Below are 17,709 nucleotides of genomic sequence, written 5' to 3'. Positions count from 1 at the left end.
TATAGATGCTCTGGAGAATGTTGGTGAAGAGATTATTATCTATAGCGCTTTTTCAGCGATGTTTTTCAGTGCGTTTTTTTAATTTATATTATAATATATTATGTTTTGAAGTAAGCAGATTAAGTTCTAAAAAACGCATAAATGAGAAAGTTCTCGATGGGTTGATGAGAAAAGAATATTTTCTCATCAACCTTGCTATTGCTACTGAAAATCAAGTGTTTGCTTATAAGGTATCAGAGTTAATGAAATTATCTTTTGGTGAAAAATTAATGCGAAATAGTGAACCTAAAAAGCTTATGGCATTAATTATTAAGGCGGTAAAGCTTAAGCAATATGATGTTGCGGAATATCTTCTTGCAGCATATAAAACATTGTTAATGCATATTAATGAAAAAAATGCGAATCAATGCTTACGACAATTATTAATTTTGCTCGTTATCATGCAAAAAAGAAATTTAACGTATTTAATGTCTAAAGTCATGGAATGTATATTCTATAGTATATCAAAATTTGATTTACATGAGCAGCGGACAAGGACAATATCAATTTTGGCGTTAAAAAGAATTGGGATTATTGCAATAAGAAAACGAGATGATGCATTATTTATAGAATGCAAAAAGTATTTTTTAGATATTGAAATAACTTTTGAACACTATAATATTAGCGAACAGATAGAAGAATTATTAATTGATTGGTTTTACTATATATTAAAAACGAATAATGAGTGTTTATTCAATCTATATCAAGAATTTTACGAGGAATTATATGGAAAAGGTTTGATTACAAGTCTAATAATTTCTAGAATGATTCAAGAAATACCTAATATCGCTGGGATGGCGATTATGAATTTATCGTCAAAATGTGGTGATAGGGTGTTATGTTTTTTGCTGAAATTATCCGAGTATGATAGTTGTGATATGAAGCCAGCAGTAAAATCATATCTGTGTTTATTGAAAATGGCAGTAGAAAATTATGGTTTAGATAAATCATTTTCATTATTTATACCGCTTTTGGAATCTGGTAGAAAAATCTATATGCATGAACAAAGGTTTACTCATTCCAGTGATATTACGCGAAAAAAAAATTTGAAGCTTCTTTTAAATGAGCTGATATTCTTTTTTGAAGTGGAAGCTCGGCAAAGTGGAAGTACGGTGGAAAATATTATTTTAAATATACGGCAATATTGGATTGTGTTTTCAAAATTGAAAAAGAGTATTCCGAGAATAGAAGCTTTTTGTGACTTGTTATTGGCGCATTGGGGAGAAAAAAAGAATATTAAAAAAAATCAATTAGGGATAAATCATGGAATTTCGAACATATCCTTAATGGCATCGGAAGATAAAGAACGACTTGATCTTGTTTTATAAAGGTCAAGTCGTTTTTTATGTATGTTTTTTTATTAACGATGAATACTAAGTATCGGGATTAAATTTTTAATTTTATAAGGAGGAAATAATGAAAAAATATGTTTGTACGATATGCGGATATGTTCATGAAGGTGATTCAGCACCAGCAGAATGTCCGCTTTGCAAAGCAGGAAGAGATAAGTTTATTGAAAAGACTGGAGAAATGAGTTGGGCAGATGAACACCGGATTGGTATTGCTAGAGATGCAGATCCGGAAATTGTAGAAGAGCTCCGCTCTAATTTTTTAGCGGAGTGTACAGAAGTTGGGATGTATTTGGCAATGTCTAGACAGGCTGATAGGGAAGGCTATCCTGAGGCTGGAGAAGCTTATAAACGTATTGCTTGGGAAGAGGCAGAACATGCAGCGAAATTTGCAGAACTTTTAGGTGAAGTTGTTTCAGCTAGCACAAAACGAAACTTAGCTATGCGAGTTGAAGCGGAGTATGGTGCAGCTGAAGGGAAAAAGCAATTGGCTACGCTAGCGAAACAGCGTAATCTTGACGCAATTCATGATACCGTTCATGAAATGTGTAAAGATGAAGCGCGTCATGGATGTGCATTTAAGGGCTTGTTAGATAGATATTTTAAATAAGGAGCGATATTAATATGGGAAAAATAGCATGTTCAGTAGATAAGTGTTCACATAATAAATGTGGATCTTGTTATGCTAATTTTGTTGAAATAGACGGAAGTAAAGCTCAAACTGATGCAGATACTTGTTGTACATCATATTTAAATCAAGATACCTACTCATCTTTGACAAACAGTTGTGGCAATGATTCTTCGGAATGTACTTGCTTAAACTGTCGAGTTGAAAGTTGTGAGTACAATGAGAACTGTTGTTGTCATCGAGATGGAATAACGGTTGGTGGAAAAAATGCAATAACACATAGTGAAACCAATTGCTTAAGTTTTGAAGCAAAATAAAAAGTAATAAAAACGATACGTTTAAATTTTAAGCGTATCGTTTTTTATTACTTTTTATTCTTTTTTTCATATATTGTGATAAAACACAATAAAATATAATTTTTTTTTATAAAAATACAAAAAAAAGCATTTTCAGGAAGGAATTTCTTACAAAGAGACGAATTTAATAAATAAAAATGTAAGAGAAAATGTAATAAAAGATAAAGATAAAAAGTATAATTTTATTGAGGTATTATAAATGAATGGAGTTTTATTAAAATCTAACCATGAAGAAGAAAAACAAAAAAATACTTTGATTCAATGCTTTTTGACAGTATTGCAAATTGAAGGTGTTAAATATGAAAAGGAAATATTTGATGAAATAAAAGAAAATGATAAAAGAAAAATAGATGTTTATTTACTGAAAAATAAATTTAAGAAGTTAAAATTAAAAATAAAAATAATCAAACCGACAATAGACGAAATTTCAGAATCAGATATTCCCTTAATAGCGAAGATGAAAAACTCTTCATATTTGATAATTGGTAAAAGTAATACTCGAGTGATGTTGATTTATAAACCGGAGGAAGAGAAGACTGAAACTTGCAAAATAGAAGATTTCATAGAGGCATGGACAGGCGAATGTATTTTAATTAAAAAACCTTTTAGTCTAAAAGAAGCAAGTAAAAAATTTAATTTGCTTTGGTTTATTCCTGTAATCGTTAAATATAAAAAATATTTTATTGAAGTGTTAATTGCGTCTTTTTTCTTACAGTTATTTGGGTTGGTTACTCCTTTATTTACACAAGTGATTATTGATAAAGTAATTCTGCACAAGGGAATTGCAACTTTAGATGTTTTAGCTTTAGCTCTTGTATTTTCAGCAATATTTCAATGCATGATGACAATCGCTAGAAAATATATTGAAACGCATACTTCAAATAAAGTAGATATGATTTTAGGCGCGCGCTTATTTCGGCATTTAACGTCATTGCCGTTAAGATATTTTGAAGTGCGGCGAGTAGGAGATACACTTACAAGAGTATCCGCGTTAAACAGCATTCGCAACTTTTTGACTAATTCGTCAATGACTGTGTTTTTAGACGCTTTCTTTTCGGTTGTGTTTATTGGAGTGATGTTTTATTATAGCGTTGCTTTAACAGTTATTGCTTTAATTCCGCTACCCCTATATATTATTCAAAATATAATCGCAACACCTATTTATAAAGAACGCTTAAATGCTATGTGGGAAAGTGGTGCAAGAAGTAATGCTTTTTTAGTAGAGTCAATTACAGGTGTGCAGACGATGAAGGCATTGGCCGTAGAACCACAGTTTAACTATCAGTGGGAAAAAATATTGGCTAAATATATTAAAAGTACTTTTGATAGTGCGAAATTCAATATTTGTTTAAGTGCATCAAGCGGAACCATTCAAAGTATCATGACCTTTGGGATTCTTTTGGTTGGAGGACATAAAGTTATGAATGGAGAGATGACGATTGGGCAGTTGATTGCATTTCAGATGTTAGCCAGACAGGCAAGTGATCCGATGCATCGTTTAACAGGAATGTGGCAGAGTTGTCAACAAACAATGCTAGCGGTAGAGCGTCTAGGAGATATTTTAAATACTGCGCCTGAAATTAATGGACTTCATAGTCATGAGCCGATAAACGTAACAGGAGCTATTCGATTTGAAAATGTTTCATTTACTTATGATGCTGAGAGTGAAGCGGTTCTAAAAGAGATGAATTTTGAAATTATGCCAGGGATGCGTGTTGGGATTGTAGGAAGATCAGGTTCGGGAAAAAGTACGATTACTAAACTTGTACAGAAACTATATATACCGGGGAATGGAAAGGTATATATAGATGGAGTTGATGTAATGGAGATAGATCCTGTTTGGCTGAGAAGGCAAATTGGAGTTGTTTTGCAGGAAAATTTCTTATTTAATGGCAGTGTTAGAGATAATATTGCTTTTGCAAATCCTGGGGCTTCAATAGATGAGGTTATTTTTGCGGCAAAGCTAGCTGGTGCCCATGAATTTATTCTTGAACTTTCAGAAGGATATGATACGAAAGTTGGAGAAAGAGGGGCGGCCTTATCCGGAGGGCAACAGCAAAGGATTGCAATTGCTAGAGCGCTTATCATGGATCCTAAAATTTTAATTTTCGATGAAGCCACGAGTGCATTAGATTATGAATCAGAAAATATTATCATGAGAAATATTGATCATATTGCGTCTGGAAGAACGATGCTGATGATTGCTCACCGACTCTCCACCGTGCGTAATTGCGATATGATTCTTGTAGTAGATAAGGGGAGTATTGTTGAATATGGAACACATGATGAATTGATGACAAAAATGAGTTTGTACTATAACTTGTACATGCAGCAAGAGGTTTAATATGTTGAAGAAAATAAAAGAATTTATAAAAGAATTTTATAGTAAAGATGAAAAAAAGCTAAAAGAAGAAGAAATTGAATTTTTACCTGCCGCATTAGAAGTAATAGAAATGCCGCCATCACCAGTGGGAAGAACAGTTTTGTGGACTTTGTTTGCATTAATTATTGTAACGTTTGTTTGGGTTATGGTTGGATCAGTAGATGAGGTAGCTGTTGCGAATGGAAAAATTATTCCTAATGGGCAGGTGAAAACGATTCAGGCTGAAGATAAAGGGGTCGTAAAAGAAATTCATGTTGTTGAAGGGCAAATTGTGAAAAAAGGTGATTTGCTTATTGAACTCGATACGACAATTACAGAAGCAGATGTAAATAATTTGCGGCATCAAGTTGCTTACTATAGTTTGGATATTGAAAGGTTGTTAGCAGAACAAGCAAATGCTTCTTTTATAGTGAAAGAACATCTAGGGCTAGAGCCGAGGGATATTTTATTCCAACAAAATTTATATAATAGCCGTTTAGCGGAGTATAACGCCAAGATGGCAGTGGCACAAAGTAATATGAGGCAAGCAGAAGCAAGTCTGGCTTCCGCTCGGTCAGGATATGTAAAGCTAATTGACATGTATAATATTGCAAAGGAAAAAGAAGAACGTGTGGAAAAATTAGCAACGGAAAATGCAATATCTACATTTATTTTACTTGATCATCAATCGAAGCGTGTTGAATTAGGTGAAGATATCAATGCACAACAATCAGAAATTGCAAAATTAGAATGGGGACTTGTTCAGGCTCAACAACAGCTGGACAGTATCAATGCAGAACGTAATCGTGATATAACTTCAGCGTTGGTTGAAGATAAAAAGCAGTTAGCATCTTATCAGGAAGAATTAAAAAAAGCAGAAGAAAAAAATCGATTATCTCGTATTGTAGCTCCAATAGATGGAAGGGTCAGTCAATTATCTGTACATACGATTGGTGGTGTTGTTACAGCGGCGCAAGGACTAATGGAGATTGTTCCAGAGGATGCGGTTTTACAAGTTGAAGCTTGGGTGCAAAACAAAGATATTGGCTTTGTTCAAGTAGGTCAGCCCGCGGAGGTAAAAGTAGAAACGTTTAGCTTCCAAAAATTTGGTACAATTGATGCGAAAATTACAGAGATTAGTCCAAATGCGGTAGAAGATAAAGAAAAAGGTAGGGTATATAGAGTTATGCTTGAGCTTGACAAAAATAGTTTTGTTGTTAATGGACAGGAAGTTCCTTTAGGTTCGGGGATGACTTCTACTGCGGAAATTAAAATTAGACAAAAACGTATCATAGAATTTTTCCTTGATCCGTTTAGACAATATAAAAGTGAAGCGTTAAGGGAGAGATAGCGCGTGGAAGCTAGACGAGAACAGAATTCAGATCTATATATACATAAAATCGATACAGCACTTCGATGTCTAGTGATTATAGCTAAAATGTACGGCATTTCAGCTCAAGAAGAGCAATTGCAGCGTGCATATGTAGTGGATAGATCAGGGATGGACACTTTAACTTTGCTTAGAGCTAGCAAAGAGATTGGGCTTAAAGCAAGAAAAATAAATGTTGACAAATCTAGACTGGAATTAATGCCGCTACCTTTAATCGCTACATTAATCAATAATAATCGAGTAATTGTTGTTCGGCATGAACAAGGGAAAGTCGCATTAATTGATCCATATCAAACTCATCCAGTTGTAATAGCTTTAGAAAAGTTTTTAGAGATCTGGAATGGTGAGGCCGTTTTATTTACTAAAAGGTATGAGAAAAAAGAGAAGGACAAAAGCTTTAATTTGTCTTGGTTTATTCCGGTTATTTTAAAATATAAAAAATTTCTTTGGCAAGTTTTGGGGATGTCATTTTTATTACAGCTTTTTGGACTTATAAGTCCGATGTTTACACAAGTGATTATTGATAAAGTGCTTGTTCATCGAAGTTTATCTACTTTGGATATATTAATTATTGGGATGATTCTTGTATCTTTATTTCAAACATGGATTACGAGTTTAAGAGGGTACCTATTTACCCATACGACAAATAAAGTGGATGTTATATTGAGTACAAAGTTATTTAAACATATAACATCACTGCCGATAAAATATTTTTCCTCTTGGCAAGTCGGGGATGTTGTTACTAGGGTCCGTGAGCTTGAAACTGTTCGACAGTTTATTACTGGGTCAGCGCTGACGATCGTTTTAGATTCTATTTTTACGATTGTCTATGTGGTAGCAATGTTTATGTATAGTAAAGTTTTAAGTATCATCGTACTTTTGATATTGCCAATATATATTATTTTAAATTTGGCTATTACACCAGTTTATCGTAAAAGGATAAATGCAAATTTTGAAGCGAATGCGGAAAATCAGGCTTTTCTTATTGAATCGGTAACAGGAATACAAGCGGTAAAATCTCTTGCGGTAGAACAGCAATTAAGTCAAAAGTGGGAACAAATGTTGTCAAAGTTTATTAAAACTTCTTTTGCTACAACGAATTTAGCGAACTTTGCCGGGAATATTGGTGCGTTTATTCAACAAATTTTCACGATAATAATCCTTTGGTATGGTGCATATTTGGTTATGGATGATCACATTTCAATTGGAGAATTAATTGCATTCCAAATGATGTCTGGGCAAGTAATTGCGCCAGTTTTGAGAATTGTTAATATGTGGCAAAGTTTTCAACAGACAAAAGTTTCAGTTGATAAATTGGGTGATATTTTGAATGCGGAGATAGAGCCTGCTTTTAATCCAACACGTACAACTTTACCGCAAATAAAAGGAGATATTTTATTTGATCGTGTGAGTTTTCGGTATCGCGTGGATATGGCAGAAGTTTTGTATCAATTATCTTTTAAGATAAAGGCAGGTACTAGTGTTGGGATCGTTGGAAGGTCAGGTTCAGGAAAAAGTACGGTAACTAAATTAATTCAAAGACTTTATGTTCCTGAATCTGGAAGAGTTCTAATTGATGGCATTGATATGGCACAAATAGAACCAGCATGGCTAAGGCGACAAATTGGTGTTGTATTACAAGATAATTTTTTGTTTAATGGTACGATTGCTGAAAACATCGCTATAGCAGATCCAAATGCCAGTATGGAGGATATTCTAAGAGTCTCTGAAATAAGTGGCGCGAATGAGTTTATTAAAGATTTTCCAAAGCAATATCAGACTATGGTTGGGGAAAGAGGTGGGGCATTATCAGGGGGGCAGCGACAGAGAGTTGCAATTGCTCGGGCGTTAATTACCGATCCTCGTATATTGATTTTTGATGAAGCAACCAGTGCTTTAGATTTTGAGTCTGAAAATATTATTATGAGAAATCTTTCAAAAATTTCAGAAGGAAGAACGATGATTATGATCGCGCATAGGCTTTCTACAGTTCGACATTGTGATCAAATTATCGTTTTAGACCATGGAAGAATTGCTGAAGTAGGAACGCACGAACAATTGTTTGCAGGCAGGGGGATTTATCATTCTTTATTAATGCAGCAACAAGGTAAAGCTATATCATAATACTATTTAGTATCATGGTATGTTTACATATATAAAGTTTTGATTATCACCTTTTGGGATTGTTTAAATACAATTCTGAAAAATAAAAATGGGGGTAAGGGAAATGTCAAAGCTTTGTCAAAGTAAAAAAAATATGAAGGGGGAAAATTTTTAAAATGTCTCTAATTGGAAAAATTACAAAAACGTTGATTAGTGAGATTAAAGAGGATACTAGTACAACAGCAAGCAAAAAAAGTTTGGCAGCAAGCAATATTGCAGTTGCCACGGAGCAGGTATTAAACACAGTTAGTGCAGTTGCTAATAGAGTTATTACTGATCCGAAAGCCGCTATAGAAGATGTCGTAGAAGACACTAAGGTTGCTATCTTTGGGCATGATGGTCCACATGTACTTCGTGATGCAGTTAGTTTTGTTAAAGGGGTTGCAACGATAAGTGCAGATGTTGCAACAAATATCTTCAACGCATTGCCATCAACTACGCAAGCTCCAACTTATGAACGTAAGGAAGGTGCTGTTAGTGCCGGAGCTGGTGTAGTTGTAGAAAGTAAATTTACAACAGGTGCATCCTTAGGTGATTTATCTTGGCTTATCTATAAAGGCAGAATGGTTTCAAATTCAGAAATCACAGATAAATGGAGACTTTATAAAGAAGTTGAAACATCGCATGGTTTCAACAGCAGAGTATACGTTGACGAAGCAAATAAACAAGTAGCAATTACCCTCGAGGGAACACAGGCAAATAGTGATTTAAGCCCATTATGGCTTAGTAAAGACGGCTTAGCCGATCTTGAAATTGGGCTTGGAGTTATTCCGCCACAAATGAGAGAAGGCTATGAACAATTTAAAAGCATAGTTGCCGATGTCGTTAATAAATATGGCGCTGACTATGGAATTAATGTTGCTGGTCACTCTTTAGGTGGTGGTTTGGCACAAATGATGGCAGGTATGTATTTTATCGATACTGGAGTAGCATTACCTACATTGGCAGAAGCTGGTCCTGGTATGTTGAAGCAGCTTAAAGTTTATGCTGAACAACAATTGTTAGCTGGAAATGATATTCATCTTCCAAATGGAAATGTAGTAAGATTGAAATCGGGTACGGCATTAGAACGTGCAAACGAAGCTAAAGCTATTGTAAATACTTTTAAAGCACAAGATTTTAGTTTTGTTACAAATCTGATTACTGTATTAGACCCGGTTGGAGCAGTTAACTATGACATTGATCCAAATAAAGATGGTCATGTTGGTGTTAACTTAATCGTTCCATATTTATTAACAACTCGTGAAGATATGCAAAACCTTGAGTCCGTCGTTATGGATCCAGTCAATCATCTAAATCTAGTTACTCCTGAATTAACAGATAAGTTAGGACTTGGTAATATTGCCGCAACTAGATTTGATCGTCATGAACCGGATCAATCTATTGCATTATGGTCAGGTACTGCAGTTGGATTTAAAGATCCAAGCCGTGTTGGTGTAGGTAGTGCTGTATATCGTGACTATCTTGATCCACGTGAAGTATGGTCAGGTTCTCGATTAGGGTTATCGGAAGTAACCATGTTTGGTTCGGATGGCAATGACATTATTACAACGACAAATAAAGCTACGCTTGTACTTGCAGGTGATGGTGATGATGTTATTCGCGGAGGTAATGGCGGTAACATGTTATCTGGTGGTAATGGGAATGACTTCATTTATGGCGGAGATGGTGATGACTATTTAGCTGGCGATGCTGGCGATGACTATTTATTTGGTGGTAAAGGTAACGATATTCTTTACGGCGGCGAAGGCAATGATTATCTAGATGGCGGCGAGGGTGATGATTTATTATTCGGCGGTGCTGGTGATGATACTTTGGTTTGGTCAGCTGGCAATGACATTTTATGTGGTAATGAAGGCAACGATACTTTGATTGTGAAAAATGGTGTCGTTGGTCAAGGGCAAATAAAATGGGAACGTAATTTTACTAACTTTGGCCACGATACAGTGGTATTTGAAGGTGCTATGGCAAAAGACAGCAGCATTTTATTAAATTTTGCTGATGAAATTCGTTTCCAAGATATGAAATGGTCTGTAAATGGTAGTGACATTATTATGACTGACAATCTAGGAAATGAATCTGCGACAGTAACGTTTAAAGATGCATTTGACTCTTTTGGTCAAAATAGCGGAAAGGTTGATTTCCAGTTTACAAATGGTAAGTTATATGTAGACGATGTACGCTATGCTGTTAGTGCCGGTAAGGGCGAAATTAAAGCAAGTACAGATTCACAGTATTCAGGAACACTTTTAGTTGGTTCTGCTGGAAACGATACATTATACTCAGGAAAAGGCAATGATTTAATGTTCGGTGGCGCTGGCAAAAATACCTTTGTATTTGATAATTCATTTGGAAATGATCGTATTGTTGGCAGCAATAAGGAAGACGTTATTAAATTTAATAATGTTTTCAATGCGCAAGAATATACGATTAGCCAGGAAGGAAAAGATTTAGTTATTTCTTATCAACAGAGTGGTCTAAATACTACAAATACGGTAGTTGTTTCCGACTGGTATGCAACAGGGGATCGCGTGAATACATTTGAGTTTAATAATGCTTCCTACAAAATTGAAGGAACATCTTTTGTGAAAAAATAATTTGATTTAGTTTCGTACAAGAAGGCAGGAAGATTTTTTAAAATTTTCCTGCCTTCTTTACAACAAAATATAGGAGGACGGAAATGGGAATTATAGAAATAGAGAAAAATTTGATTTCCGATATCGTAGAAGGAAGAAGTTTTTTATCTAAGTCAAAGCAGAGTAATGGTATTTTATCTAAATTAGGAAACTTAATCCCAGGTATAACTTCTAAAGCTGAAGAAAAGAACACACCAATAAGTTCAAGTCAAAAATCGTCATCAACCTACACAACATCTTCATCCTCATTATCTGATCTAATGAAAATGAGTTATAAAGAAATCTATGCATTTTATAAAGTGGCTGGTAATGGTGAGAGTGCTTTAAGCGATTGGCATGTAGAAAAACGTATTGATGAGCTGAAAACAGGGTTAAATGCTAGAATGTTTGTCAATGATAAAACTCATGAGATTAATATTTCTTTTGAAGGTTCACATGGTTTTACGAAATTGTTGGCTGAAAATGCTTTGGATGCTCGATTACTAAAGGACTTGTATACTTACTCAGATGGGTTTACAAGGTTTCTCACGCCGAATGAATATGATATGCTTTATAAAAAATGGTTCTTAGTTTTAGGTAATGATGGAGTTGCGGATTTGCAAATGATGGCGAATAAAGTTCCCGACCAATTTTATACAGCATACAAATGGTTCAATGATACAATGGATGTGATAAAAAAATCTGCTGATTTATCCTCTTATCATATTGTTATTACAGGGCATTCCTTAGGTGGTTCAATGGCACAATTGGTTTCAGCTAAATATTATTTGGATACAAATACAGCAATACCGACAATGGCAATTGATGGTACTGGTGTATTAACATTGCTAGAACAAATTCAAGGTTATTCTTTAAATACAAAAGATTTTTCCCATATCATAAATTTCTGTACGGAAGGAGACCCTGTAGGTGAGTTTGCATCAGAGGGGCATTTAGGATTCACGGTGCCAATGCCATATGATTTGGCTAGGGGTGATAGACCTGGTGAATTGCCAAATTATCGTATTTTTTTAGAAGCATTTCAAAAAGCGACAGGAATTGAAAATATTCGATTAGACCGACATGAGATGGGGCAACAAATTGATTTATTTGATGGAACCAGCTTTTCCTATCCAGAGAATAGAGTCATGCTAGGCGCTGCGGAGAAGGTTTTTCGTTCAACATCAGCTACAAACGAAATAATTATGGGCAACAATTTAGGCAATGAAATTTATGGAAGTAATTATGGTGCCTATATTGTAGGTGGATCAGGAAATGATTTGCTTGTAGGTGGATTAGGTGATGATTTTATCTCTGGTGGAGCAGGTAATGATAAAATTTTTGGCGGCGCAGGGAACAATATCCTCTATGGTGGTGATGGAGATGATTATCTCGAAGGTGGCCGTGGCAATGATGAATTGTATGGTGGAAAAGGAAATGATACTTTAGTCTGGACTGGTGGGAATGATTCGCTTTACGGGCAAGGTGGAAATAACCAATACATTCTTGGAAAAACAACGGATAATCAACTATCATCAGGAACGGTAACGTTGAAATTTGATCGTGAAAATGCAGAAAACGCCAATGTCTTGGTTAATACATCGGCAATAGATTTAAAGAATAGTGCAATTGTATTTTTAATGTCAGATCAAATTTTACCATCGCATACGTTGGTGTCGCAAAAGGATAATAGCTTATATATTAAATATGATCAATATTCTTCAATAACAATTGAGAATTGGTCAAATGTGCAAAATACCATAGGGTCTAATATAACGTTCCAATTTTTAGGCAGTGATAAAATGCAATATTCCATACAAAACAATCAACTTGTGAGACGGTAAATGAATTAAAGGGAAAAACATAATTTGTTTTTCCTTTTTTTATGTCGAATTTAGTTTTATGAATAGAATAATTAAGCTTTCTTTAATAAAATGGGTCTTTTGTAATAGGGAAATCGAAAAGGATTTTTTATTATATATCTAGAATTTATTCTAATATTATCAAAGAATGAAAGCGGTGAATTGGATGCGGAATATAAAAATAGATGACGTGAAGCCAGGAATGATTTTAGCAAGAACAATCATTAATGATAATATGATGGTTGTTTTATCTAAAGGAAAGCTTTTGACAGAGGCACATATTACTAGAATGCACTTTTTGGGAATTAAGAATATTTATGTTCAAGATGAATTTGAACAAAGACAGCAAGCGGTGCAAAAATTCCTAAGTCGTAGTCATGCTTTTGTTGCTGAATATCAAGAGGTTCTCACAGAAGTTGAAGATGTATTTGAACAAATTGCTGAAAGCAAAGAAGTTCCAGTAGATAAGGTGAAAGGAATTATTGATCATACAGTGACCAATATGGCAATGAGAAGCGGAGTTATTGATTATCTTTACGAAGTGAAATCTATGGATAATTTTACATATAATCATTCTTTCCGTGTATCTATTTTAGCAGGAGTTTTAGCAAAATGGATGAGATATAATAAACAGCAAATAAAAGATGTAATCTTGGCAGGTTTTTTACATGATATTGGCAAGACGCAAATTGACAAAAACATTGTAATGAAAAACAGCGATCGTCTAAGTGGTGAGGAACGTAAAATATATGAACGTCATACAACAGAAGGTTATAAGCTTATTGCAGAAAAAGAAGATATTCCTGAAGGGGTTAAATACGCAGTTTTGCAACATCATGAATGCAATGATGGAACGGGGTTTCCGTTGCAGAAAAAGGGCAATGAGATTCATGAATATGCAAAGATTATTGCTGTTGCTGATTTTTATGATTTATATACAAGCGAGCGGGAATCTTATAAAAAACAAACACCTTTTTCTACATTGAAAATCATAGGGGCAAATATGTATACAACAATGGATCCTAAAGTTTGCATTCCATTTTTACTTAATGTACGTCAAGCTTTTATTGGTTCGGAAGTTTTACTGTCAAATGGGAAAAAAGGGCTTATTGTGCAATTTGCTGATGCTTATGATAGTTTGCCGCTGATTAAGATATCTGATGAGGAAATGATTGATTTAAATAGGGAACATACTATTAGTATTGTTGAGTATAATCCTTAAATATTGACAAAGTGTACTTAAAATGATATTCTATGAAAAACGATATAGCACCTTTAATTTTAGTCCTGTGAGGCTAGGAAGGAAGCTGGTTTATTTGTCTGGAATAGTTAGCTTTCTTATGCCTGCGCATAGGAAAGCTTTTTTTGTTGCAATTTTGTTATAAATTCTAAATACTTGTTGACTTGATTAGTAATATGTCAATAAATCATGTATAATTATAAACAAGATATTAATACAAATATTGAAGCACGGGTGTTATTGCTTTATATTTTGCAAATACTATCCTTTAAATGTGATCCAGAGAGGTCGGCAAGGAAGGTGATTTTGGTGGTTTATTCTGCCAGCAAAGCCTATGTAACTCCTTGCCGTTGGCAGGGAGTTTATTATTAGGAGGAGTGATTAGTTTGGGAAAAAACAATATTTCTTTACGAGGCAAAAGTATTCTAGGTCTAGAATACTTATCTGAGGATGAAATGAATCTGGTTTTAGACACTGCGAAAGAAATGAAAAATATTATTAACCGAGATATAAAAAAGGTGCCAGCTCTACGAGGCAAATCTATTATAAATTTATTTTATGAACCAAGCACAAGAACGCGTACCTCCTTTGAATTAGCAGGAAAATATCTTGGTGCTGATGTTGTAAATATTACAGCGAGTACAAGTAGTATCGTAAAGGGTGAAAGTTTACGTGATACACTCCTTACTGTAGAGGCAATGGGGGTAGATGCAATTGTTATGCGTCATAAAGCCGAAGGAGCAGCCGAATATGCTGATAAAGTAGTAAGCCCAGCAATTATTAATGCTGGTGATGGCGCACATGCACATCCATCACAAGGGTTGTTAAATATGTTTACAATTAAAGAACATAAAAATAAAATAAAAGGATTAAAGGTGGCTATACTCGGAGATATTTTACATAGTCGAGTAGCACGTTCTGATATTTGGGGATTAAGGAAAATGGGTGCAGAAGTTCATATTGCTGGTCCGAAAACTTTGTTGCCTAGATTTATTGAGAATGAAAAAGGAATATTTGTTCATGACAGGATTGAAGATGCAGTAGAAAATGCTGATGTAATCAATGTGTTAAGAATTCAATTAGAACGGCAGAAAACAGGTTTATTCCCATCACCGCGCGAATATGCACGGATTTTCGGACTAAATAAAGAAAGATTATCAAGAGCTAAGGACGATGTACTTGTTTTACATCCGGGGCCAATGAATCGTGGTCTTGAAATTTCACCTGATGTTGCTTACTGTAATCATTCGGCAATTCAAGAACAAGTGCAAAATGGTGTAGCAATCCGTATGGCTTTATTAACTTTAGTACTGATGGGAGGGAAAAGCCTTGAAATTAATGATTAGAAATGGACGGGTAATTGATCCTGTACAACAAATAGATAAAATTACTGATGTGTTGATTGAAGACGGGAAAATTGCGAAAATAGGAAGTCGTATTGCAGCGAAAGATGCGGAGGTTTTTGATGCTACGGGGCTCGTAATTGCACCGGGGTTAATAGATATGCATATTCATTTACGTGAACCAGGGCAAGAGGCAAAAGAGGACGTAGGTTCAGGTACAAGGGCAGCGGCAGCAGGCGGCTTTACAACGGTTGCTTGCATGCCGAATACGAGACCAGTTGTTGATGCTGCAATTTTAGTAAATGGATTAAAAGAGCGGGTAAGACAAGAAGGTGTTGTAAAAGTTGAAGTGATTGGGGCATTAAGCAAAGGGCAAGAAGGTAAAGAGTTAGCTGAAATTGGTGATATGGCTGAATGTGGTGCAGTGGCATTTTCTGATGATGGACATTATGTTGCGAATGCAAAACTGTTGTTAAATGGGTTAGATTACTTACGAACCTTTGACAAAATTATCATTTCTCATGCGGAGGAGGATTCCTTGGTAGAGGATGGAATCATGAATGAGAGCCTTCACTCGGCAATGTTGGGAATGAAAGGTCGTCCAACCGTGGCAGAAGATATCGCAGTAGCAAGGGATATTTTATTGGCAGAGTATGCAGATGCAAAGATTCATATTGCGCATATCAGCACAAAAGGGGCAGTTGAATTAGTACGTCAAGCAAAAAAACGTGGGGTGAAAGTTACGGCAGAGGTTACACCACATCATCTAACATTAACTGATGATGTAGTAAATAACTTTGATACTTCGACAAAAGTAAATCCTCCATTACGGACGGCTGAACATGTCCAAGCGATGGTGGAAGGATTAAAGGATGGAACAATTGATGCGATTGTAACAGATCATTCTCCACATGCTTTTGAAGAAAAAGACCGTGAATATCGCTTTGCACCAAGCGGGTTCCCTGGTCTAGAGACGGCTTTAGGCGTAATCCTCACATCGCTCTATCATAGCGGAAAATTCTCTCTTCCAGAAATCATCGAAAAAATGTCAAGTAATCCAGCAAAAGTCTTTAACTTAAACCGAGGCAGTCTCGAAGTTGGCAAAGTGGCAGATGTTGTTATCTTTGATCCAGAACTAGAATGGGCTGTTGATGATAAAAAATTCTATACACGGGGAACGCACTGTCCATTCGTTGGTAAGACGTTAAAAGGAAAAGCGGTAGCAACAATCGTAAATGGTAAAATTGTGATGAAAAATGGACAAATTACTTGTTAATATATCACGGAGGTGTTAGTTTGAAAGGTAAATTAATCTTAGAAGATGGTTCAGTATTTCCAGGAACATTATTAAATGATGTGCAATCGACTGGTGAAGTTGTTTTTAATACAGGAATGAGTGGGTATCAAGAGATTCTTACGGATCCATCTTATTGTAGTCAGATTGTTACGTTAACTTATCCGATGATTGGAAACTATGGAGTTGCCGATGTTTTTAATCAAGCGCGTAAGCCGTTTGTCAATGGATTTGTTATTGGCGAACTTTGTATAAATCCAAGCAACTGGCAAATCCAAAGTCAATTAAGCGACTTTTTAACAGAAAATAAAATTCCTTGTATTTACGGTGTAGATACAAGAGCAATCACACGAAAAATTCGTTCTGCTGGTACGATGAAAGGTGTTATCGTGAAGGAAACTGCAACGCAGGCAGAAATCGATACCTTGTTTAAGGTACCAATTAAACGTGATGTCGTAGCTGAAGTTACGACGCCCAATGTATATAAAATGGAGAATAATGGGCCGGATGTTGTGGTGATGGACTTTGGGATAAAACAAAATATCCTTAAAGGGCTTCATAAAATTGGTTGCAATTTGACGATTGTACCAGCCGATACGACCGCTGAAGAGATTTTAGCAATGAATCCAGATGGGATTTTCCTTTCTAATGGTCCCGGAGATCCAAAGGACTTGAAAGAAATTATTGGCGAAGTGAAAAAACTGCTTGGCAAAAAGCCTATGTTTGGAATCTGTTTAGGACATCAATTGCTTGCATTAGCACTTGGGGCAGATACTTATAAATTGAAATTTGGTCATCGTGGATCAAATCAACCGGTAAAAAATCTTCTCACAGGGCGTGTGCATATTTCCTCACAAAACCATGGGTATGCGGTTGATGAAAAATCTTTGGCGAATTTACCTGTGCAAGTGACGCACCGTGCTGTAAATGATGGAACGGTTGAGGGGATTCGTCATAATGACTTACCTATTTTCTCGGTACAATATCACCCAGAAGCATCACCTGGGCCAGATGATAATACCTACTTATTTGATGAATTTTGGACGATGCTAACAAAGGGGGAATAAT

General features: G+C 35.4%; 12 protein-coding genes. All 12 read left to right on the top strand.

Annotation, left to right across the window (positions count from 1 at the left end):
* Positions 1-5: 5 nt before the first annotated feature.
* The 12 genes from ACWZFG_RS10755 (at position 6) to carA (ending at position 17,708) form a co-directional block, all read left to right on the top strand.
* Positions 6-1,367, top strand: coding sequence for a hypothetical protein (locus ACWZFG_RS10755; RefSeq protein WP_455577622.1), 1,362 nt, complete (start codon positions 6-8; stop codon positions 1,365-1,367).
* Between the two features lie 88 nt (positions 1,368-1,455).
* On the top strand, positions 1,456-1,998 hold the full coding sequence (locus ACWZFG_RS10750) for an NADH peroxidase (protein WP_177505275.1): 543 nt from the start codon (positions 1,456-1,458) through the stop codon (positions 1,996-1,998).
* 14 nt (positions 1,999-2,012) lie between these two features.
* Complete coding sequence (locus ACWZFG_RS10745) at positions 2,013-2,333, top strand: DUF1540 domain-containing protein (protein ID WP_147670678.1); 321 nt, start codon at positions 2,013-2,015, stop codon at positions 2,331-2,333.
* 238 nt (positions 2,334-2,571) lie between these two features.
* On the top strand, positions 2,572-4,716 hold the full coding sequence (locus tag ACWZFG_RS10740; RefSeq protein WP_455577621.1) for a peptidase domain-containing ABC transporter: 2,145 nt from the start codon (positions 2,572-2,574) through the stop codon (positions 4,714-4,716).
* A 1-nt stretch (position 4,717) separates the two neighbouring features.
* Positions 4,718-6,085, top strand: coding sequence for an HlyD family type I secretion periplasmic adaptor subunit (locus ACWZFG_RS10735; RefSeq protein ID WP_455577620.1), 1,368 nt, complete (start codon positions 4,718-4,720; stop codon positions 6,083-6,085).
* Positions 6,086-6,088: 3 nt separating this feature from the next.
* On the top strand, positions 6,089-8,248 hold the full coding sequence (locus ACWZFG_RS10730) for a peptidase domain-containing ABC transporter (RefSeq protein ID WP_418627222.1): 2,160 nt from the start codon (positions 6,089-6,091) through the stop codon (positions 8,246-8,248).
* A gap of 155 nt (positions 8,249-8,403) precedes the next feature.
* Positions 8,404-10,884 carry a lipase family protein gene (locus ACWZFG_RS10725; RefSeq protein ID WP_177505881.1) on the top strand — a complete coding sequence of 827 codons (2,481 nt, stop codon included), beginning with the start codon at positions 8,404-8,406 and terminating at the stop codon, positions 10,882-10,884.
* An 83-nt stretch (positions 10,885-10,967) separates the two neighbouring features.
* Positions 10,968-12,746 carry a lipase family protein gene (locus tag ACWZFG_RS10720; protein ID WP_455577619.1) on the top strand — a complete coding sequence of 593 codons (1,779 nt, stop codon included), beginning with the start codon at positions 10,968-10,970 and terminating at the stop codon, positions 12,744-12,746.
* 184 nt (positions 12,747-12,930) lie between these two features.
* Positions 12,931-13,986 (top strand): HD-GYP domain-containing protein, encoded by a 1,056-nt coding sequence (locus ACWZFG_RS10715; RefSeq protein WP_147670670.1) that lies wholly within the window; start codon positions 12,931-12,933, stop codon positions 13,984-13,986.
* Positions 13,987-14,390: 404 nt separating this feature from the next.
* Complete coding sequence (locus ACWZFG_RS10710) at positions 14,391-15,350, top strand: aspartate carbamoyltransferase catalytic subunit (RefSeq protein ID WP_147670668.1); 960 nt, start codon at positions 14,391-14,393, stop codon at positions 15,348-15,350.
* The gene (locus tag ACWZFG_RS10705; protein WP_147670665.1) at positions 15,334-16,623 is read left to right on the top strand and encodes a dihydroorotase; all 1,290 of its coding nucleotides are present in this window, start codon (positions 15,334-15,336) and stop codon (positions 16,621-16,623) included. Before ACWZFG_RS10710 ends, ACWZFG_RS10705 begins: the two co-directional genes overlap by 17 nt.
* A gap of 20 nt (positions 16,624-16,643) precedes the next feature.
* Entirely contained in the window at positions 16,644-17,708 is a 1,065-nt protein-coding gene (gene carA / locus ACWZFG_RS10700) for a glutamine-hydrolyzing carbamoyl-phosphate synthase small subunit (RefSeq protein WP_177505882.1), read from the top strand.
* Position 17,709 lies beyond the last annotated feature (1 nt).

The sequence above is a fragment of the Anaerosinus sp. genome, assembly GCF_965318445.1.
This window is presented reverse-complemented; position numbering and strand designations above follow the sequence as displayed.

Bases quoted from the DNA above. Each gene is read 5' to 3' on its own strand.
- ACWZFG_RS10725 (WP_177505881.1), top strand. From the start codon at position 8,404: ATGTCTCTAATTGGAAAAATTACAAAAACGTTGATTAGTGAGATTAAA.
- ACWZFG_RS10750 (WP_177505275.1), top strand. From the start codon at position 1,456: ATGAAAAAATATGTTTGTACGATATGCGGATATGTTCATGAAGGTGAT.
- ACWZFG_RS10755 (WP_455577622.1), top strand. From the start codon at position 6: ATGCTCTGGAGAATGTTGGTGAAGAGATTATTATCTATAGCGCTTTTT.
- ACWZFG_RS10720 (WP_455577619.1), top strand. From the start codon at position 10,968: ATGGGAATTATAGAAATAGAGAAAAATTTGATTTCCGATATCGTAGAA.
- ACWZFG_RS10745 (WP_147670678.1), top strand. From the start codon at position 2,013: ATGGGAAAAATAGCATGTTCAGTAGATAAGTGTTCACATAATAAATGT.
- ACWZFG_RS10740 (WP_455577621.1), top strand. From the start codon at position 2,572: ATGAATGGAGTTTTATTAAAATCTAACCATGAAGAAGAAAAACAAAAA.
- ACWZFG_RS10735 (WP_455577620.1), top strand. From the start codon at position 4,718: ATGTTGAAGAAAATAAAAGAATTTATAAAAGAATTTTATAGTAAAGAT.
- ACWZFG_RS10715 (WP_147670670.1), top strand. From the start codon at position 12,931: ATGCGGAATATAAAAATAGATGACGTGAAGCCAGGAATGATTTTAGCA.